Below are 14,927 nucleotides of genomic sequence, written 5' to 3'. Positions count from 1 at the left end.
TCTCGATCTCTCGATCCCAGGGAAGACATGACCCAGCATCTCGCTGCCCCCACAGCCCCCGCCTCCGGCACCCGCACGGACTGGTGGCGCGACGCGGTGATCTACCAGGTCTATCCGCGCAGCTTCGCCGACGGCAACGGTGACGGCATGGGCGACCTGGCGGGCATCCGCGCCAGGCTGCCCTACCTCCGGGACCTCGGCGTCGACGCCGTCTGGCTCAGTCCGTTCTACTCGTCGCCGCAGGCCGACGCCGGATACGACGTCGCCGACTACCGCGCGATCGACCCGATGTTCGGCGACCTGCACGACGCCGACGCCCTCCTGCGCGACGCCCACGCGCTGGGCCTGCGCGTCATCGTCGACCTGGTGCCCAACCACTCGTCCGACCAGCACGACTGGTTCCAGCGCGCCCTGCGCGAGGGCCCGGGCTCCCCGCTGCGCGAGCGCTACCACTTCCGCCCCGGCAAGGGCGCCGACGGCGAACTCCCGCCCAACGACTGGGAGTCCATCTTCGGCGGCCCCGCCTGGACGCGCGTCGAGGACGGCGAGTGGTACCTCCACCTCTTCGCCCCCGAGCAGCCCGACTTCAACTGGGAGCACCCCGCCGTCCGGGACGAGTTCCGCTCCATCCTGCGGTTCTGGCTCGACATGGGCGTCGACGGCTTCCGCGTCGACGTCGCCCACGGCCTGGTCAAGGCCGAGGGCCTGCCCGACCTCGGCACCCACGACCAGCTCAAGCTGCTCGGCAACGACGCCATGCCGTTCTTCGACCAGGACGGTGTGCACGAGATCTACCGCAGCTGGCGCGCCGTCCTCGCCGAGTACGCGGGCAACGACCTCGGCCCCGCGGGCTCCGGGGGCCGGGGCCAGGGGTCGGGCGCGCGCATCCTCGTCGCCGAGGCCTGGACGCCCACCGTCGAGCGCGCCGCCGCCTACGTGCGCCCCGACGAGATGCACCAGGCCTTCAACTTCCACTACCTGGGCACCTACTGGGACGCCGCCGAGCTGCGCGCGGTCATCGACGAGTCGCTGGCCGCCATGCGGCCCGTCGGGGCCCCCGCCACCTGGGTGCTCTCCAACCACGACGTCACCCGCCACGCCACGCGGTTCGCCAACCCGCCGGGGCTCGGCACCCAGCTGTGCACGCCCGGCGACCGCGAGCTCGGCCTGCGCCGCGCCCGCGCCGCGACCCTCCTGATGCTCGCGCTGCCCGGCTCCGCCTACGTCTACCAGGGCGAGGAGCTCGGCCTGCCCGACGTCACCGACCTGCCCGACGAGGTGCGTCAGGACCCCTCGTTCGTCCGGGCCAGCGGCCAGGACGGCTTCCGCGACGGCTGCCGGGTGCCCATCCCGTGGACCGTCGACGGGCCGAGCCACGGCTTCGGCGCGGGCGGGAGCTGGCTGCCGCAGCCCGCCGGCTGGGGCGAGCTGAGCGTCCAGGCCCAGACCGGTGACCCCGACTCGACCCTGGAGCTCTACCGGCGGGCGCTGCACGTACGGCGGACGCAGCCGGGCCTCGGCGCCGGTGACTCGCTGGAGTGGCTCGACGCCCCCGAGGGCGTGCTCGCCTTCCGCCGCGAGGGCTTCGTGTGCACCGCGAACACCACGGGCGCCCCGGTGCGGATGCCGGCCCCCGGCCGGGTCCTGCTCGCCAACACCGCCGTGGAGATCGTGGACGGCACGACCGAACTGCCCGCGGACACCACCGCCTGGTGGGCGGTGTGACCACCTCCCCGCCGCGCGCCTCGGACTGGGCCGACCGCGGTGCTCCGCGCCTCGCGGACATCGCGGCCCAGGCCGGGGTGAGCGAAGCCACCGCGAGCCGGGTGCTCAACGGCAAACCGGGGGTGGCGACGGGCACGCGGCAACGGGTGCTCGCGGCCCTGGACATCCTGGGCTACGAGCGCCCGCTGCGCCTGAAGCGGCACAGCGCCGGTCTCGTCGGGCTCGTCGTCCCCGAGCTGAGCAACCCGATCTTCCCCGCCTTCGCGCAGGTCGTCGAGCAGGTGCTCGCCGGGCACGGCTACACGCCCATGCTGTGCACCCAGATGCCGGGCGGCGCGACCGAGGACGAACTGGTCGAGCAACTGGAGGAGCGCCGCGTCAGCGGCATCGTGTTCCTCTCCGGGCTCCACGCGGACACCACGGCGGACCCCACCCGCTACCTCGAACTGGCGGGGCGGGGCACGCCGTTCGTCCTGATCAACGGCTACAACGAGAACATCCCGGTGTCCTTCGTCTCGCCCGACGACCGAGCGGCGGCCCGGATGGCGGTGCGCCACCTGGTCGATCTGGGGCACGAGCGGATCGGTCTGGCCATCGGCCCGACCAGGTACGTGCCCTCCCGGCGCAAGGCGGAGGGGTTCACCGCGGCGCTGCACGGCCTGCTCGGCCTGGCACAGGGGGAGGCCGAGCGGCTGGTGCAGCGCACCCTGTTCACCGTCGAGGGCGGCCACGCGGCGGCCAGCGCGCTCCTGGACCAGGGGTGCACGGCGATGGTCTGCGGCAGCGACATGATGGCGCTCGGGGCCGTGCGCGCGGTGCGTCAGCGCGGGCTCTCGGTGCCGGGGGACGTCTCCGTCGTCGGCTTCGACGACTCGCCGCTGATCGCGTTCACCGACCCGCCGCTGACGACGGTGCGTCAGCCGGTGCAGGCCATGGCCACCGCGGCGGTGGGCGCGCTGCTCGAAGAGATCCAGGGCAACCCCGTGCAGCACACGGAGTTCGTCTTCCAGCCCGAGCTGGTCGTCCGGGGGTCCACGGCGCAGGCGCCGCGCTGAGAGCGGACGTACGGGCCAGGCTCTGGAAGGACGGCCCCGGAGCCGGCCCGGTCGGGGCAGCGGGGTGACGATGTGGCCCCGGGGCCTTCCCGTTCCTGGGACCCGGCCCGAACGGCCGGGCGCGTGGGGCCCGGTGTGCCGGGCCCCCGGCCGCTCGAACCGGAGTCGTGGTTGAACGTAACACCGTCGCAATCTCTTGCGAAAGGTCTTGCGGCGTATGAAATCCCGGAAACCGCAGTGTGGCGACCAGTTGTGCGTGAAGGGTTGACCCCGGTTCCCCGGGGTCGTACGGTCTCGTCCGAAATCGGCGTTGAAATGTTGCTGCAACATCCTTCAACGGCCTGACGGGCACGGCGCGTTGCCGCACAGGGCCATCCCCACTGACGCAGGAGACCATCATGGCTGCCCGGAAGACCGGGGTCCGCAGACCCCTCGCCGCCACCCTCGCCCTCGCCGCCGGAGTCGCCGGCGGCCTCGTCGCCGGAGCCCCGCAGGCACAGGCCGCCCCGCCCGGCGGCAAGGACGTCACCGCCGTGCTCTTCGAGTGGGAGTACGCCTCGGTGGCCAAGGCGTGCACGGACCAGCTCGGCCCCGACGGATACGGCGCCGTGCAGGTGTCACCACCACAGGAGCGCCTCCAGGGCGAGGCGTGGTGGGCCGCGTACCAGCCCGTGAGCTACAAGATCGGCACCCGGCTCGGTGACCGGTCCGCGTTCAAGAACATGGTGGACACCTGCCACTCCGCGGGCGTCAAGGTCGTCGCCGACGCGGTGATCAACCACATGACGAACGCCTCGGGCACCGGCTCCGCGGGCTCCCGCTTCACCAAATACGACTACCCGGGCACGTACTCCCGCTTCGACATGGACAACTGCCAGGCGTCCATCAGCAACTACCAGGACCGCTGGAACACCCAGAACTGCGAACTGGGCGGCCTCGCCGACCTCGACACCGGCGAGGAGTACGTCCGGGGCAGGATCGCGACCTACCTCAACGACCTCCTCTCCCTCGGCGTCGACGGCTTCCGCGTCGACGCGGCCAAGCACATCCCCGTCGACGACCTCAAGAACATCAAGTCGCGGCTGAACAAGCAGGACGTCTACTGGAAGCAGGAGACGCTGTACGGCGCGAACGAGGCGGTCTCGCCGAGCGAGTACACCGCCGTCGGCGACGCGCAGGAGTTCCGGTACGCCTGGGACCTCAAGCGGGTCTTCAACGACGAGAAGCTCGCCTACCTCAAGAACTACGGCGAGGGCTGGGGCTACATGCCCGGCTCCAAGTCGTCCGTCTTCGTCACCAACCACGACACCGAACGGCACGGCCAGAGCCTCAACTACAAGGACGGCGCGAAGTACACCCTCGCGCACGTGTTCATGCTCGCCCTGCCCTACGGCTCGCCCGACGTGCACTCCGGCTACGAGTTCAGCAACAACGACGCGGGGTCGCCCGACGGCGGTCATGTGAAGGCCTGCTACAACGACGGCTGGAAGTGCCAGCACGCCTGGCCCGAGATCAAGAGCATGGTCAAGTTCCGCAACGCCGCGCACGGCAAGGGCATGACCAACTGGTGGGACAACGGCAACGACGCGATCGCCTTCGGCCGCGGCGACAAGGCGTACGTGGTGATCAACCACGAGGGTCACGCCGTCAACCGGACCTTCCAGACCTCGCTGGCCGCCGGCACGTACTGCGACGTCCAGGGCCGCAGGACCGTCAACGTCAACGGCTCGGGGCAGTTCACGGCGTCCGTGGCGCCCGACACGGCGCTCGCGCTGCACGTGGGGGCCCGCAAGTGCTGAGCGCCGTGCGGCGCGGCTGAACCCGTCCTCTGGGCCGCCCGGCATCCGCCTTCCCGCTGCCGGGCGGCCCGCCCCGCCCCGGGCTCCGCCCCTCTCACGCCGGAGTGACTCAGGGCTCGGCCCCTGGTCCCGCCCCCTGACGCCGGGGTGCTGGATTCCAGGGCTCCGCCCCGGACCCCGCTCCTCAAACGCCGGAGGGGCTGAATCCCAGGGCGTCGCCCCTGGGTCGCTCCTCCTCCGCCGGAGTGATTTCAGGGCTCCGCCCCTGGTCCCGTTCCTCCTCCGCCACACGCCCGAGGGGCCCCGCTTCCGTCCCTCCCCCTTCAAGGAGACCCCCTTGACCGGCTCCCCCCGTCGTTCGCTCCTCGCCACCTCCCTCGCCCTGCTCGCCGTCGTCGTGCCCCTGGCCCCCTCCGTCGGCGCGGCGCCCAGGGCCTCGGCCGTCGCCGACGCGGGCGACGCGCTCGATCCGACCAAGGCCAGAGCCCAGTGGATCGACCGGAACACCCTCGCCTGGGACCTGCCCGGCGCCGCCGGCGCCCGGCACGAGCTGGTGTACGACCCCGACGGGCGGCTCACCGTGCGGGACGGGAAGCTGGTCGGGGAAGGGCGGCGCATACGCCTGACACCGGTCGAGGGCGGCCTGACCGAGGCCCAGCGCCAGAAGTTCCCGCACCTCAAGGGCTATGCCGCCTTCAGCGTCGAGCCGCGCGACCGCGCGCAGGCCCGCCGTGCCCTGACCGGCCAGGTCGTCGCGGTCCGCGAGGACGCCGACGGGACGCTGCTCGACGCCACCGGCGTCCAGACGCAGGGCATCCTCGATGACCTCTACGGCGCCGCCGCCACCAAGGCGGAACTCGGCCCGAGGTTCCGCCACGGCCGCACCTCGCTCGCCGTCTGGGCGCCCACCGCCCGGTCCGTCGCCCTCGAACTGGACGGCAGGACCGTGCCCATGCGGCGCGACGACACCAGCGGCGTGTGGTCCGTCAGCGGCCCCAAGGCCTGGCAGGGCAAGCCGTACAGGTACGTCGTGAAGGTGTGGGCGCCCAGCGTCCAGAAGGTGGTCACCAACAAGGTCACCGACCCCTACTCCACCGCCCTCACCGCCGACTCCGCCCGCAGCCTCGCCGCCGACCTCGACGACCCGCGGCTCGCCCCCGCCGGCTGGGACCGGCTGCGGAAGCCGAGGGCGACACCGCTGCGGGACGCGCAGATCCAGGAACTGCACGTCCGCGACTTCTCCGTGGAGGACCGCACGTCCCGCCACCCCGGTGAGTACCGCGCCTTCACGGACAAGGCGTCCGACGGCATGAAGCACCTGCGCGAGCTCGCCAGGGCCGGCACGTCGTACGTCCACCTGCTGCCCGTCTCCGACTTCGGCATCGTCCCCGAACGCCGCGGTGACCAGGCCGAGCCCGACTGCGACCTGACGGCGTCCGCGCCCGACTCCGACGAGCAGCAGGCGTGCGTCTCCGAGGCCGCCGCCGAGGACGGCTACAACTGGGGCTACGACCCCGTGCACTACACCGTGCCGGAGGGCAGTTACGCGAGCGACCCGGACGGGACCCGGCGCACGGTCGAGTTCCGGCAGATGGTCCAAGGCCTGAACCGCTCCGGGCTGCGGGCCGTCATGGACGTCGTCTACAACCACACGGTCGCCGGCGGCCAGGCCGACGAGTCCGTCCTCGACAAGATCGTGCCCGGCTACTACCACCGGCTCCTCGCCGACGGAAGCGTCGCCAACTCGACGTGCTGCGCGAACACCGCGCCCGAGAACGCCATGATGGGCAAGCTCGTCGTCGACTCCGTGGTCACCTGGGCCAAGGAGTACAAGGTCGACGGCTTCCGCTTCGACCTGATGGGCCACCACCCCAAGGCCAACATCGTCGCCGTGCGGAAGGCCCTGGACGCGCTGACGCCGAAGAAGGACGGCGTCGACGGGAAGAAGGTCATCCTCTACGGAGAGGGCTGGAACTTCGGCGAGGTCGCCGACGACGCCCGCTTCGTCCAGGCCACCCAGAAGAACATGGCGGGCACCGGCGTCGCCACCTTCTCCGACCGCGCCCGTGACGCCGTGCGCGGCGGCAGCCCCTTCGACGAGGACCCCGGCGTCCAGGGCTTCGCGAGCGGCCTCTACACCGACCCCAACGCCTCGAAGGCGAACGGCACGAAGGCCGAGCAGAAGGCCCGGCTCCTGCACTACCAGGACCTGCTGAAGGTGGGACTGACCGGCAACCTGGCCTCGTACACGTTCACCGACTCCGCGGGCCGCAGGGTCAAGGGCTCGCAGGTCGACTACAACGGTTCCCCCGCCGGATACGCGGCGGCCCCCGGCGACGCCCTCTCCTACGCCGACGCGCACGACAACGAGTCGCTGTACGACGCGCTCGCCTTCAAGCTCCCCGCGGACACCTCACCCGCCGACCGCGCCCGCATGCAGGTGCTCGCCATGGCGACCGCGACCCTCGCCCAGGGCCCCTCGCTCTCCCAGGCCGGCAGCGACCTGCTGCGCTCGAAGTCCCTCGACCGGAACTCCTTCGACAGCGGCGACTGGTTCAACGCCATCCACTGGAGCTGCCGCGACGGCAACGGCTTCGGGCGCGGGCTGCCGGTGGCCGCGGACAACAAGGCCAAGTGGAGCTTCGCCAAGCCCCTCCTGGCCTCCGCCGCCCTGAACCCCGGCTGCCGGGAGATCGACGGCGCGTCGGCCGCCTACCGGGACCTGGTGAAGCTGCGCGCGAGCGAGCCCGCCTTCTCCCTGACCACGGCCGCCGAGGTCCAGTCCCGGCTCTCCTTCCCGCTCTCCGGCACCGACGCGGAGACGCCGGGCGTCGTCACCATGCGGGTCGGTGACCTCGTCGTCGTCTTCAACGCGACCCCGGACGCGCGGGAGCAGCGGGTGGCGGGCCTGAAGGACACGGCGTACCGGCTGCACCCCGTACAGGCCAAGGGCGCCGACACCACCGTCAAGGCGTCCTCGTACGAGCGGAAGTCCGGTACCTTCACCGTCCCCGCCCGTACGGTCGCCGTCTTCGAGCGGCGCTGAGGACGCCCCCGTCAGTGCGCGATGCCGTCGATCAGCTCCCGCGCCCCCTGGCGCAGGAGCGCGACGGCCACCGACGTGCCGAGCGTCGCCGGGTCGAGCGGGCCCGCCCACTCGTGGGCGTTCAGCACGGTCTTGCCGTCGGGGGTGAAGACGCAGGCGCGCAGCGACAGGTCGCCGCCCCGCTCGGAGCGCGCGTACCCGGCGATGGGGGAGTTGCAGTGGCCCTGCAGCACGTGCAGGAACATGCGCTCGGCCGTCGCCTCGCGCCAGGCGTCCCGGTCACCGAGGGCCGACACCGCGTCGATCGTCGCGGTGTCGTCCTCACGGCACTGCAGGGCGAGGATGCCGGCGCCGATCGGCGGACACATCGTCTCGACGGACAGCACGTCGGTCGCCAGGTCGGGGCGGCCGATGCGCTCCAGGCCGGACTGCGCGAGCAGCAGCGCGTCGGCGTCGCCCGCGGCGAGCTTCTCCAGGCGGCGCCCCGCGTTGCCCCGCATGGGCACGCACTCCAGCTCGGGGTGCGAGGCGGCGAGCTGCGCCCGGCGGCGCACCGAGGAGGTGCCGATGCGGGAGCCGGCCGGCAGCTCGTCGAGGGTGAGGCCGCCGGGGTGGATCAGCGCGTCCCTGATGTCGTCGCGCTTGAGGAACGCGGCGAACGTCGTGCCCGCGGGCAGCGGCCGGTCCGCCGGTACGTCCTTCACGCAGTGCACGGCGAGATCCGCCTCGCCCGCGAGCAGCGCGGCGTCGACCTCCTTGGTGAAGGCGCCCTTGCCGCCGAGCTGCGCCAGGTCGCCCATCCAGCGGTCGCCCGAGGTCGTGACCGGCACGACCTCGGTGCGGATACCGGGGTGCAGCGCGGCGAGCTCGGTGCGGACGCGCTCCACCTGGGCCAGGGCCATGGGGGAGGAGCGGGAGACGATGCGGATCAGTTCAGGAGCGGACATGCGCTCCACGATAGGCCTTCGCGGGGGCGGGTCACGCACGTGTCCCCGATCCGGGAGGTGTGGCAAAGGGCGTCCGGCGTAGCCCAGTTGGCCCAGTGACAGGTGGGGCGCGGGGTTCCCGGCGGCATGTGCGGCCCGGCCGCCGCCCGGGTCCGCTCCGCGTGCGCGACCGCGGTCCGCCTCATAGCGTGAGGTGACGAAGGCGCGGCCCGGCGCCGCGCCCGCCCCTGGGAGGCCCGTATGTCCACCCCCGCCGCGCCGCCGGAACGCGGGGCCGTCGCGCTCGCCCCGATGACGCCCGCCCATCTGGCCGATGTCCTCGCCCTGGGGCGGAGGGTCTACGACACCTCCGTCAAGCCGTACACGTCGTGGTCCCTCTCGGCCATCGCGGGCCACCTCGACAGCGAGGCGTCCGCCTGCTGGGTGGCGCTCGACGGGGAACAACTCGCCGGTTTCGTGCTCGGCTCGATGGGCTTCGACCAGCGCTCCGACTGGGGCAACCTGGAGTGGATCGCGTGCGCCCCCGAGTACCAGGGCCAGGGCGTCGCGAGCCGCCTGGTCAAGGCGTGCTGCGCGACGCTCACGGAGGCCGGGGCCGACGCCGTGGTCACGGACGTCGAGTCCCGCAACACGGCGTCGGCCGCCCTGATGCGCGCCAACGGCTTCGAGGCGAGCGTGTCGGTGACGCTGTTCGTGCGCGAGAACACCGGCTAGGGCCGGTCCTGGAGCCGGCCGCCGGTCCCCGCGAGGTGTGCGGGGGCCGACGGCCGGGGCCCGTCGTGGTCAGCCGGTGCGGGTCACGCGACGCGGTCCGCCGCGAGCAGCAGCGCGCTCACCCGCTCCCTGGCGCGCGCCACCCGGGAGCGCACCGTCCCCACGGGGCAGCCGACGGCGGCGGCGGCGTCCGCGTACGGGAGTCCGACGAGCTGGGTCAGCACGAACGCCTCGCGGCGCGGCGCGTCCAGGGCCGCCAGCAGGTCGAGCAGGGCCACGCCCTCCTCGAAGCCGGGCAGACCGCGCGGCTGGGCACGCTCCGCGCTGGCCTGCCAGTCGCCGGTGTCGGAGATCCGGGGCCGGGCCGCCGCCATGCGGAAGCGGTCGGCGACCGTGCGCCGCGCGATGGCGAGCAGCCAGACGCGGGCGCAGGAGCGGGCGGCGTAGCCGTGGAGCGAGGTCAGGGCGCGCAGATACGTCTCCTGGGTCAGGTCGTCGGCCGCGTGCGGGTCGCCGCTGAGGTGGGCCACGAAGCGCAGGACGTCACGCCGGGTGGCGCGCACGAACCGCTCGAACGCGTCGCCGTCGCCGTCGCGCGCGGCGAGGGCCCATTCCGTTATCAGCTCGTCCCGGGCCGCGTCCGTGCCGTGTCCGGGGTGCACGAGGGCATGAGGCATCGCAAGAGGTCCTTCGGTGAGGAGAGTTCGGTGCTTCGGCGGGGAACGCCGAAGATCCGCCCGGCACGTGGGGTGCGGGCGGTGTCAGGAACTGGCCGGAAGGACCGGCGGACCTCTGCGGGAGACGGCGTGCTGCAGGAGGACCCCGCGCAGCCGCGGTACGGGCGCGAGCGCGCCGACGTGCGGCGGGGCCGGGGGAAGGGAGACGGCCAGGGCCGTGAGGACCAGCCGCAGCGGCACGAAGACGGCGGCGGCGAGGGCCCGCCCGGTGCGGAACACGGCCGCCTCGCCGCGCCACAGCCACAGGGCGCAGAGCAGTGCGGCGGTGAGGTGGGCGAGGAACATGCCGAGGGCGCTGTGCCCGAAGACGGACATGATCCAGTGGGAGACGCCCTCGTCCGGCATGGCGGCGTGCGGTGACGCCGGCACGGGCACCGGCATGGGGTGGCCCGTGTGGTCCATGCCGCCACCCGTGGCCGTGGACACGGGCGCGGAGGCCGGCACGGCGGCCGGGGCGGGCGCGCTCACCCGCTGGGCCAGGCCGAACAGTTCGTGCAGGCCCAGCTGCGACGCGACGGTGGCGCCGGTGACCGCGAGGGCCCCGCGCTCACACCCGGTCAGCCACCACGCGGCGGCCGACGTGGCGGCGAACGCGTACCCCACCGCCCACCAGGGCAGCGGGGCACCGGACATGAGCGCGTGACCCAGGGCCGTCGCCACCACGCACACGGCCGCGAACACGGCGGCTCGTGCGAGGCGGAACGCGGGCCCTGACGTCATGGGAAGCATCGTGCCAGGCGGGAAGGGGGCCTCGGGCGGCGGTCCTGGAGTTCCCCGCGGCGCGCCCCCTGCCCGGCGGGGCGCGCGCCGCCGGCTAGGACCGCTCGCCCGCGTCCTGCCCGTCCAGCGACTCCACGGTCTCCCGCGGTCCGGGCACCACCGCGGCAGCGGGGTCCCCGGCCATGCGGCGGCGGGCGATGACCCCGCTCACGTGATCCGCGACGGGCTGCGTGTAACGGGCGGTCAGCGGGCCGACGATGACAAGGATCAGGACGTACGCCGTGGCCAGCGGCCCCAGCATGGGTTCGATGCCCGCGGCGACCGCGAGGCCGGCGATGACGATGGAGAACTCGCCGCGCGCCACCAGAGCGCCGCCCGCGCGCCAGCGGCCCCGTACGGAGACGCCCGCGCGGCGCGCCGCCCAGTAGCCGGTGGCGATCTTCGTGCACGCGGTGACGACGGCGAGCGCCAGGGCGGGCAGCAGCACCGGCGGGATGCTGGCCGGGTCGGTGTGCAGGCCGAAGAAGACGAAGAAGACGGCGGCGAAGAGGTCCCGCAGCGGCGCGAGCAGCGAGTGGGCGCCCTCGGCGACCTCACCGGAGAGCGCGATGCCGACCAGGAACGCGCCGACGGCGGCGGACACCTGGAGCTGCTGCGCGAGCCCGGCGACCAGGATGGTCAGGCCGAGCACCACGAGGAGCAGCTTCTCCGGGTCGTCGCTGGAGACGAAGCGGGAGATGAGCCGTCCGTAGCGCACCGCGAGGAAGAGCACGACGCCGGCCGCGCCGAGGGCGATGGCCAGCGTGAGGCTGCCCGCGGCCAGGCCGACGCCCGCGAGCAGCGCGGTGATGATCGGCAGGTAGACGGCCATCGCCAGGTCCTCGAGGACCAGGATGCTGAGGATCACCGGGGTCTCGCGGTTGCCGAGCCGCCCGAGGTCCCCGAGGACCTTGGCGATGACGCCCGACGACGAGATCCAGGTGACACCGGCGAGGACCACGGCGGCGACCGGGCCCCAGCCCATGAGGAGCGCGGCGACGGCGCCCGGCACGGCGTTGAGCGTCATGTCGACGAGCCCGGCCGGATACTGCGTCTTGAGGTTGCTGACGAGGTCGCTCGCGGTGTATTCGAGCCCGAGCATCAGCAGCAGCAGGATGACGCCGATCTCGGCGCCGATGGCGACGAACTCCTCGCTCGCGCCGAGCGGCAGCAGCCCGCCCTGACCGAAGGCGAGCCCCGCGAGCAGGTACAGCGGGATCGGCGAGAACTGGAAGCGCCCGGCGAATCTGCCGAGCAGGCCGAGGGCCAGGATGATCGCGCCGAACTCGATCAGGAAGACAGCGGAGTGCACGCGGTCACTCCCTTCCGAGTATCGTCGCGGCGGTCTCCACGCCTTCGCGCGTGCCGATCACGATGAGGGTGTCGCCGCCCGCCAGCCGGAAGTCGGGGGCGGGGGAGGGGATGGCATCGGCCCGCCGCAGGACCGCGACGATCGAGACGCCGGTCTCGGTGCGCATCCGGGTCTCGCCGAGGAGGCGCCCGTTCCAGTGCGAGGTGGCCGACAGCAGCACCCGCTCGGCGACGAGGCCGAGGTCCGTGGTGTGCAGCAGGTTCGGGCTGTGGTGCGAGGGCATCAGGGCGTCGATCAGCGCGTCCGCCTCACCCGAGCTGAGCCGCAGCGACAGCGCGCACTCGTCCGGGTCGTCGGAGCGGTAGGCGCTCAGCGTCCGCGCACCGTCCCGGTGCGCGACCACCGAGAGCCTGCGCTGTTCTCGGGTGGTCAGGTCGTACCGGATGCCGATGCCTGGAAGCGGCGTACGGCTGAGACGTGATGCGGGCACAGCTCTCCCCTTGCGTGATAAGCGATCAACCCCAAGCTGTCACCCTATCGGGCGTTAAGGATTGGCAAAATCACGCCGGAAGCGCCGCGCACCGTCACACGTCGCGCCGGGACAGCACCGTCTCGACGGTGTCCGCCTGGTCGGCGGGCTTGTCCTCGCGGTAGCGCACGACGCGGGCGAAGCGCAGGGTGACGCCCGCCGGGTAGCGGGAGGAGCGCTGCAGGCCGTCGTAGGCGATCTCGACGACCAGCTCGGGGCGGACCCGCACGACGAAGCCGTCCCCGCCGACCGCCAGCTCTTGGAGGCGCTCGGTCTGCCAGGCCAGCATCTCGTCCGTCATGCCCTTGAAGGTCTTGCCGAGCATGGCGAAGCTCCCGTCGGGCCGCCGCGCGCCCAGGTGCAGGTTGGAGAGCTTGCCGGTGCGGCGGCCCGAGCCCCACTCGGCGGCGAGGACCACCAGGTCCAGGGTGTGGACCGGCTTCACCTTCAGCCAGGAGGCGCCCCTGCGGCCCGCGTTGTAGGCGGCGTCGAGCGACTTCAGCACCACGCCTTCGTGGCCGCGCCCCAGCGTCGCCTCGAAGAACTCCTGGGCCCCGGCGCGCTGCCGCTCGTCGGCCGGGTCCTCGACCAGGGTGCGGCGGACCCGCATCGGCTCGGGGACCAGGGCGGTCAGCTCCGTGTGCCGCTCGGTCAGCGGCAGGTCCACCAGGTCCCGGCCCGCCACGGACAGCGCGTCGAAGAAGACGGGGGACAGGGGCAGCTCGGCCGCCGCGGCCGCCACGTCGACGCGGGAGCCGACACGCCCCGCGATGTCCTGGAACGGCCGCGGACGCCCGCCGGCGTCCAGCGCGATGACCTCACCGTCCAGGATGAAGCTGTCCCCCCTGAGCTCCCGCGCGGCGGCGGTCAGCTCCGGCAGCCGGTCGGTGATGTCGTCCAGGGTGCGCGTGTAGACCCGTACGGTGTCGCCGCTGCGGTGCACCTGGACGCGGATGCCGTCCAGCTTCTCCTCGACCGCGCACGCGCCGAGCTTGTCGACGGCCTCGGCGACCGACGGGGCGCCGTGCGCGAGCATCGGCTGGAGCGGGCGGCCCACCGTCAGGCGGAACTCCTCCAGCGCCTCGGCGCCGCGTGCGAGCAGGGCCTCGGCGACCGGGGCCACACCCCCGGCGAACATCACCGAGCGCCGCACGGCGTCCGCCGGGGTCCCGGTGGCCACCGCGAGCCCCTCGACGGCGACCGCGTCCAGGGCCCCCTGCCGCAGCTCGCCGGTGAGCAGGCCGGTCAGGAGCTTCTGTTCGTCGGCGGTCGCGGCCCCCAGCAGCTCGCCCACCAGGCGCCTGCGCTCGGCCTGGGACCCGGCGCCGGACACCGCGCCGATCGCGGTGAGTGCCGCGTCCACCCCCGCCACGGTCAGCGTCGCCTCCCCGGCGGGCGGCCCCGCCTCCTTCAGCGTGCTCCAGCCGATGCCGAGGCGTCCCTGGGGCAGCCGCCCCGCGAGATACGGGATGACGACCGGCACGTCCTCCGGCTCCGCCGCGCGGAACAGCTCGGCGAGCAGAGCGATCTTCCGGGACCTGGCGGAAGTGGCGGCCACTTCCTTGGACACGTGGGCGAGCCGGGCGAGCAGCATGGGGCCATCCTGCACCGGAGGCGTGCCGGACGCAGCCGGGGCCGCTGTTCACCGGAGGGACGTGTGCGACCCGTCGTGCAGGGCACTCGGAACGCGCGGCGGTGCGGCCGACCACGGGCGGCCACGGAGCCTCAGCGGCGAGGGGGTGACGCAGGTCATATGAATCTTTTGGCGTGCCGCCGTAATGGAGGCCCGTGTCCCGGGTCCCAAGGGCATGGGGCCTCGCCGCCGGAGGTCCCGAGAACCGGAACGACCGAAGTGGAGCTCGATCATGGCCGACACCCTCCAGCAGCCCGCACGTGCTCGCCTCGTCACCCCGGACGGCCGCGAGCGCGCCCTGGCGGTGGCCCTGCGCTACTCGGCGGCGGACCCCCTGGCCGTCCAGATCACCTTCCCCTCCGAGGCCTCGCTGGACGGCATGGAGGTCACCTGGGTCTTCGCCCGCCAGCTCCTCGACGACGGCCTCACCGCCCCCGCGGGCGGCGGTGACGTGCACGTATGGCCGTCCGGCCGGGCGCGGACCGTGCTGGAGTTCCACTCGCACCAGGGGCTGGCCGTGGTGCAGTTCGACACCTCCGTGCTGCGCCGCTTCCTGTCGCGCACCTATGCCGCCGTCCCCGCCGGTGACGAGGAGACCAGCCTCGATCTCGACCAGGGCCTTTCGCGGCTGCTCGGCGGCGTCTGACCCGTCCGGAGCCCCGGCCCGCATG

Annotated in this window: 10 protein-coding genes and 2 pseudogenes; 6 read left to right on the top strand and 6 right to left on the bottom strand. The window is 73.3% G+C overall.

The annotated features are described in order from the left end of the window. The first annotated feature begins 27 nt into the window (after positions 1–27). The 4 genes and pseudogenes from DCW30_RS00970 to pulA form a co-directional block, all read left to right on the top strand. Positions 28–1,725 (top strand): glycoside hydrolase family 13 protein, encoded by a 1,698-nt coding sequence (locus DCW30_RS00970; protein WP_076682692.1) that lies wholly within the window; start codon positions 28–30, stop codon positions 1,723–1,725. Next, positions 1,713–2,780 carry a LacI family DNA-binding transcriptional regulator gene (locus tag DCW30_RS00965; protein WP_062772629.1) on the top strand — a complete coding sequence of 356 codons (1,068 nt, stop codon included), beginning with the start codon at positions 1,713–1,715 and terminating at the stop codon, positions 2,778–2,780. The genes DCW30_RS00970 and DCW30_RS00965 overlap by 13 nt, the downstream gene beginning before the upstream one ends. A 398-nt stretch (positions 2,781–3,178) precedes the next feature. After that, positions 3,179–4,576, top strand: a pseudogene (locus tag DCW30_RS00960) (alpha-amylase); the annotation flags it as partial. A gap of 457 nt (positions 4,577–5,033) precedes the next feature. Continuing rightward, positions 5,034–7,625: pseudogene (gene pulA, locus DCW30_RS00955) on the top strand (pullulanase-type alpha-1,6-glucosidase); the annotation flags it as partial. Between the two features lie 11 nt (positions 7,626–7,636). On the opposite strand, the gene hemC reads toward pulA, so the two are convergent. Next, the gene (hemC, locus tag DCW30_RS00950; protein ID WP_076682686.1) at positions 7,637–8,572 is read right to left on the bottom strand and encodes a hydroxymethylbilane synthase; all 936 of its coding nucleotides are present in this window, start codon (positions 8,570–8,572) and stop codon (positions 7,637–7,639) included. A gap of 240 nt (positions 8,573–8,812) precedes the next feature. Between hemC and DCW30_RS00945 the strand changes: the two genes are divergently transcribed. After that, entirely contained in the window at positions 8,813–9,286 is a 474-nt protein-coding gene (locus DCW30_RS00945; RefSeq protein ID WP_076682684.1) for a GNAT family N-acetyltransferase, read from the top strand. Positions 9,287–9,369: 83 nt separating this feature from the next. On the opposite strand, the gene DCW30_RS00940 is transcribed toward DCW30_RS00945, so the two are convergent. The 5 genes from DCW30_RS00940 to DCW30_RS00920 form a co-directional block, all read right to left on the bottom strand. Further along, positions 9,370–9,963 (bottom strand): sigma-70 family RNA polymerase sigma factor, encoded by a 594-nt coding sequence (locus DCW30_RS00940; RefSeq protein WP_076682682.1) that lies wholly within the window; start codon positions 9,961–9,963, stop codon positions 9,370–9,372. An 84-nt stretch (positions 9,964–10,047) separates the two neighbouring features. Continuing rightward, on the bottom strand, positions 10,048–10,743 hold the full coding sequence (locus tag DCW30_RS00935) for a hypothetical protein (protein ID WP_076682679.1): 696 nt from the start codon (positions 10,741–10,743) through the stop codon (positions 10,048–10,050). Between the two features lie 94 nt (positions 10,744–10,837). After that, entirely contained in the window at positions 10,838–12,094 is a 1,257-nt protein-coding gene (locus DCW30_RS00930; RefSeq protein ID WP_076682677.1) for a cation:proton antiporter, read from the bottom strand. 4 nt (positions 12,095–12,098) lie between these two features. Beyond that, positions 12,099–12,584: a cation:proton antiporter regulatory subunit gene (locus tag DCW30_RS00925; RefSeq protein ID WP_062772610.1), complete on the bottom strand. Its 486-nt coding sequence runs from the start codon at positions 12,582–12,584 to the stop codon at positions 12,099–12,101. Positions 12,585–12,678: 94 nt separating this feature from the next. Beyond that, a complete protein-coding gene (locus tag DCW30_RS00920; protein WP_076682675.1) occupies positions 12,679–14,217 on the bottom strand; it encodes an ATP-dependent DNA ligase in 1,539 nt (512 codons plus the stop codon). 271 nt (positions 14,218–14,488) lie between these two features. Between DCW30_RS00920 and DCW30_RS00915 the strand changes: the two genes are divergently transcribed. Beyond that, the gene (locus tag DCW30_RS00915; protein WP_076682673.1) at positions 14,489–14,902 is read left to right on the top strand and encodes an SsgA family sporulation/cell division regulator; all 414 of its coding nucleotides are present in this window, start codon (positions 14,489–14,491) and stop codon (positions 14,900–14,902) included. The last annotated feature ends 25 nt before the right edge of the window (positions 14,903–14,927 follow it).

The sequence above is a fragment of the Streptomyces alfalfae genome (assembly GCF_004127445.1).
GTDB lineage: Bacteria > Actinomycetota > Actinomycetes > Streptomycetales > Streptomycetaceae > Streptomyces > Streptomyces alfalfae.
Note: the sequence above shows the minus strand (reverse complement) of the source record. Positions and strands in the feature narration are given on the sequence as shown.

Coding starts and splice junctions, on each gene's coding strand:
- DCW30_RS00970 (WP_076682692.1), top strand. CDS start 28: ATGACCCAGCATCTCGCTGCCCCCACAGCCCCCGCCTCCGGCACCCGC.
- hemC (WP_076682686.1), bottom strand. CDS start 8,572: ATGTCCGCTCCTGAACTGATCCGCATCGTCTCCCGCTCCTCCCCCATG.
- DCW30_RS00945 (WP_076682684.1), top strand. CDS start 8,813: ATGTCCACCCCCGCCGCGCCGCCGGAACGCGGGGCCGTCGCGCTCGCC.
- DCW30_RS00940 (WP_076682682.1), bottom strand. CDS start 9,963: ATGCCTCATGCCCTCGTGCACCCCGGACACGGCACGGACGCGGCCCGG.
- DCW30_RS00935 (WP_076682679.1), bottom strand. CDS start 10,743: ATGACGTCAGGGCCCGCGTTCCGCCTCGCACGAGCCGCCGTGTTCGCG.
- DCW30_RS00920 (WP_076682675.1), bottom strand. CDS start 14,217: ATGCTGCTCGCCCGGCTCGCCCACGTGTCCAAGGAAGTGGCCGCCACT.
- DCW30_RS00915 (WP_076682673.1), top strand. CDS start 14,489: ATGGCCGACACCCTCCAGCAGCCCGCACGTGCTCGCCTCGTCACCCCG.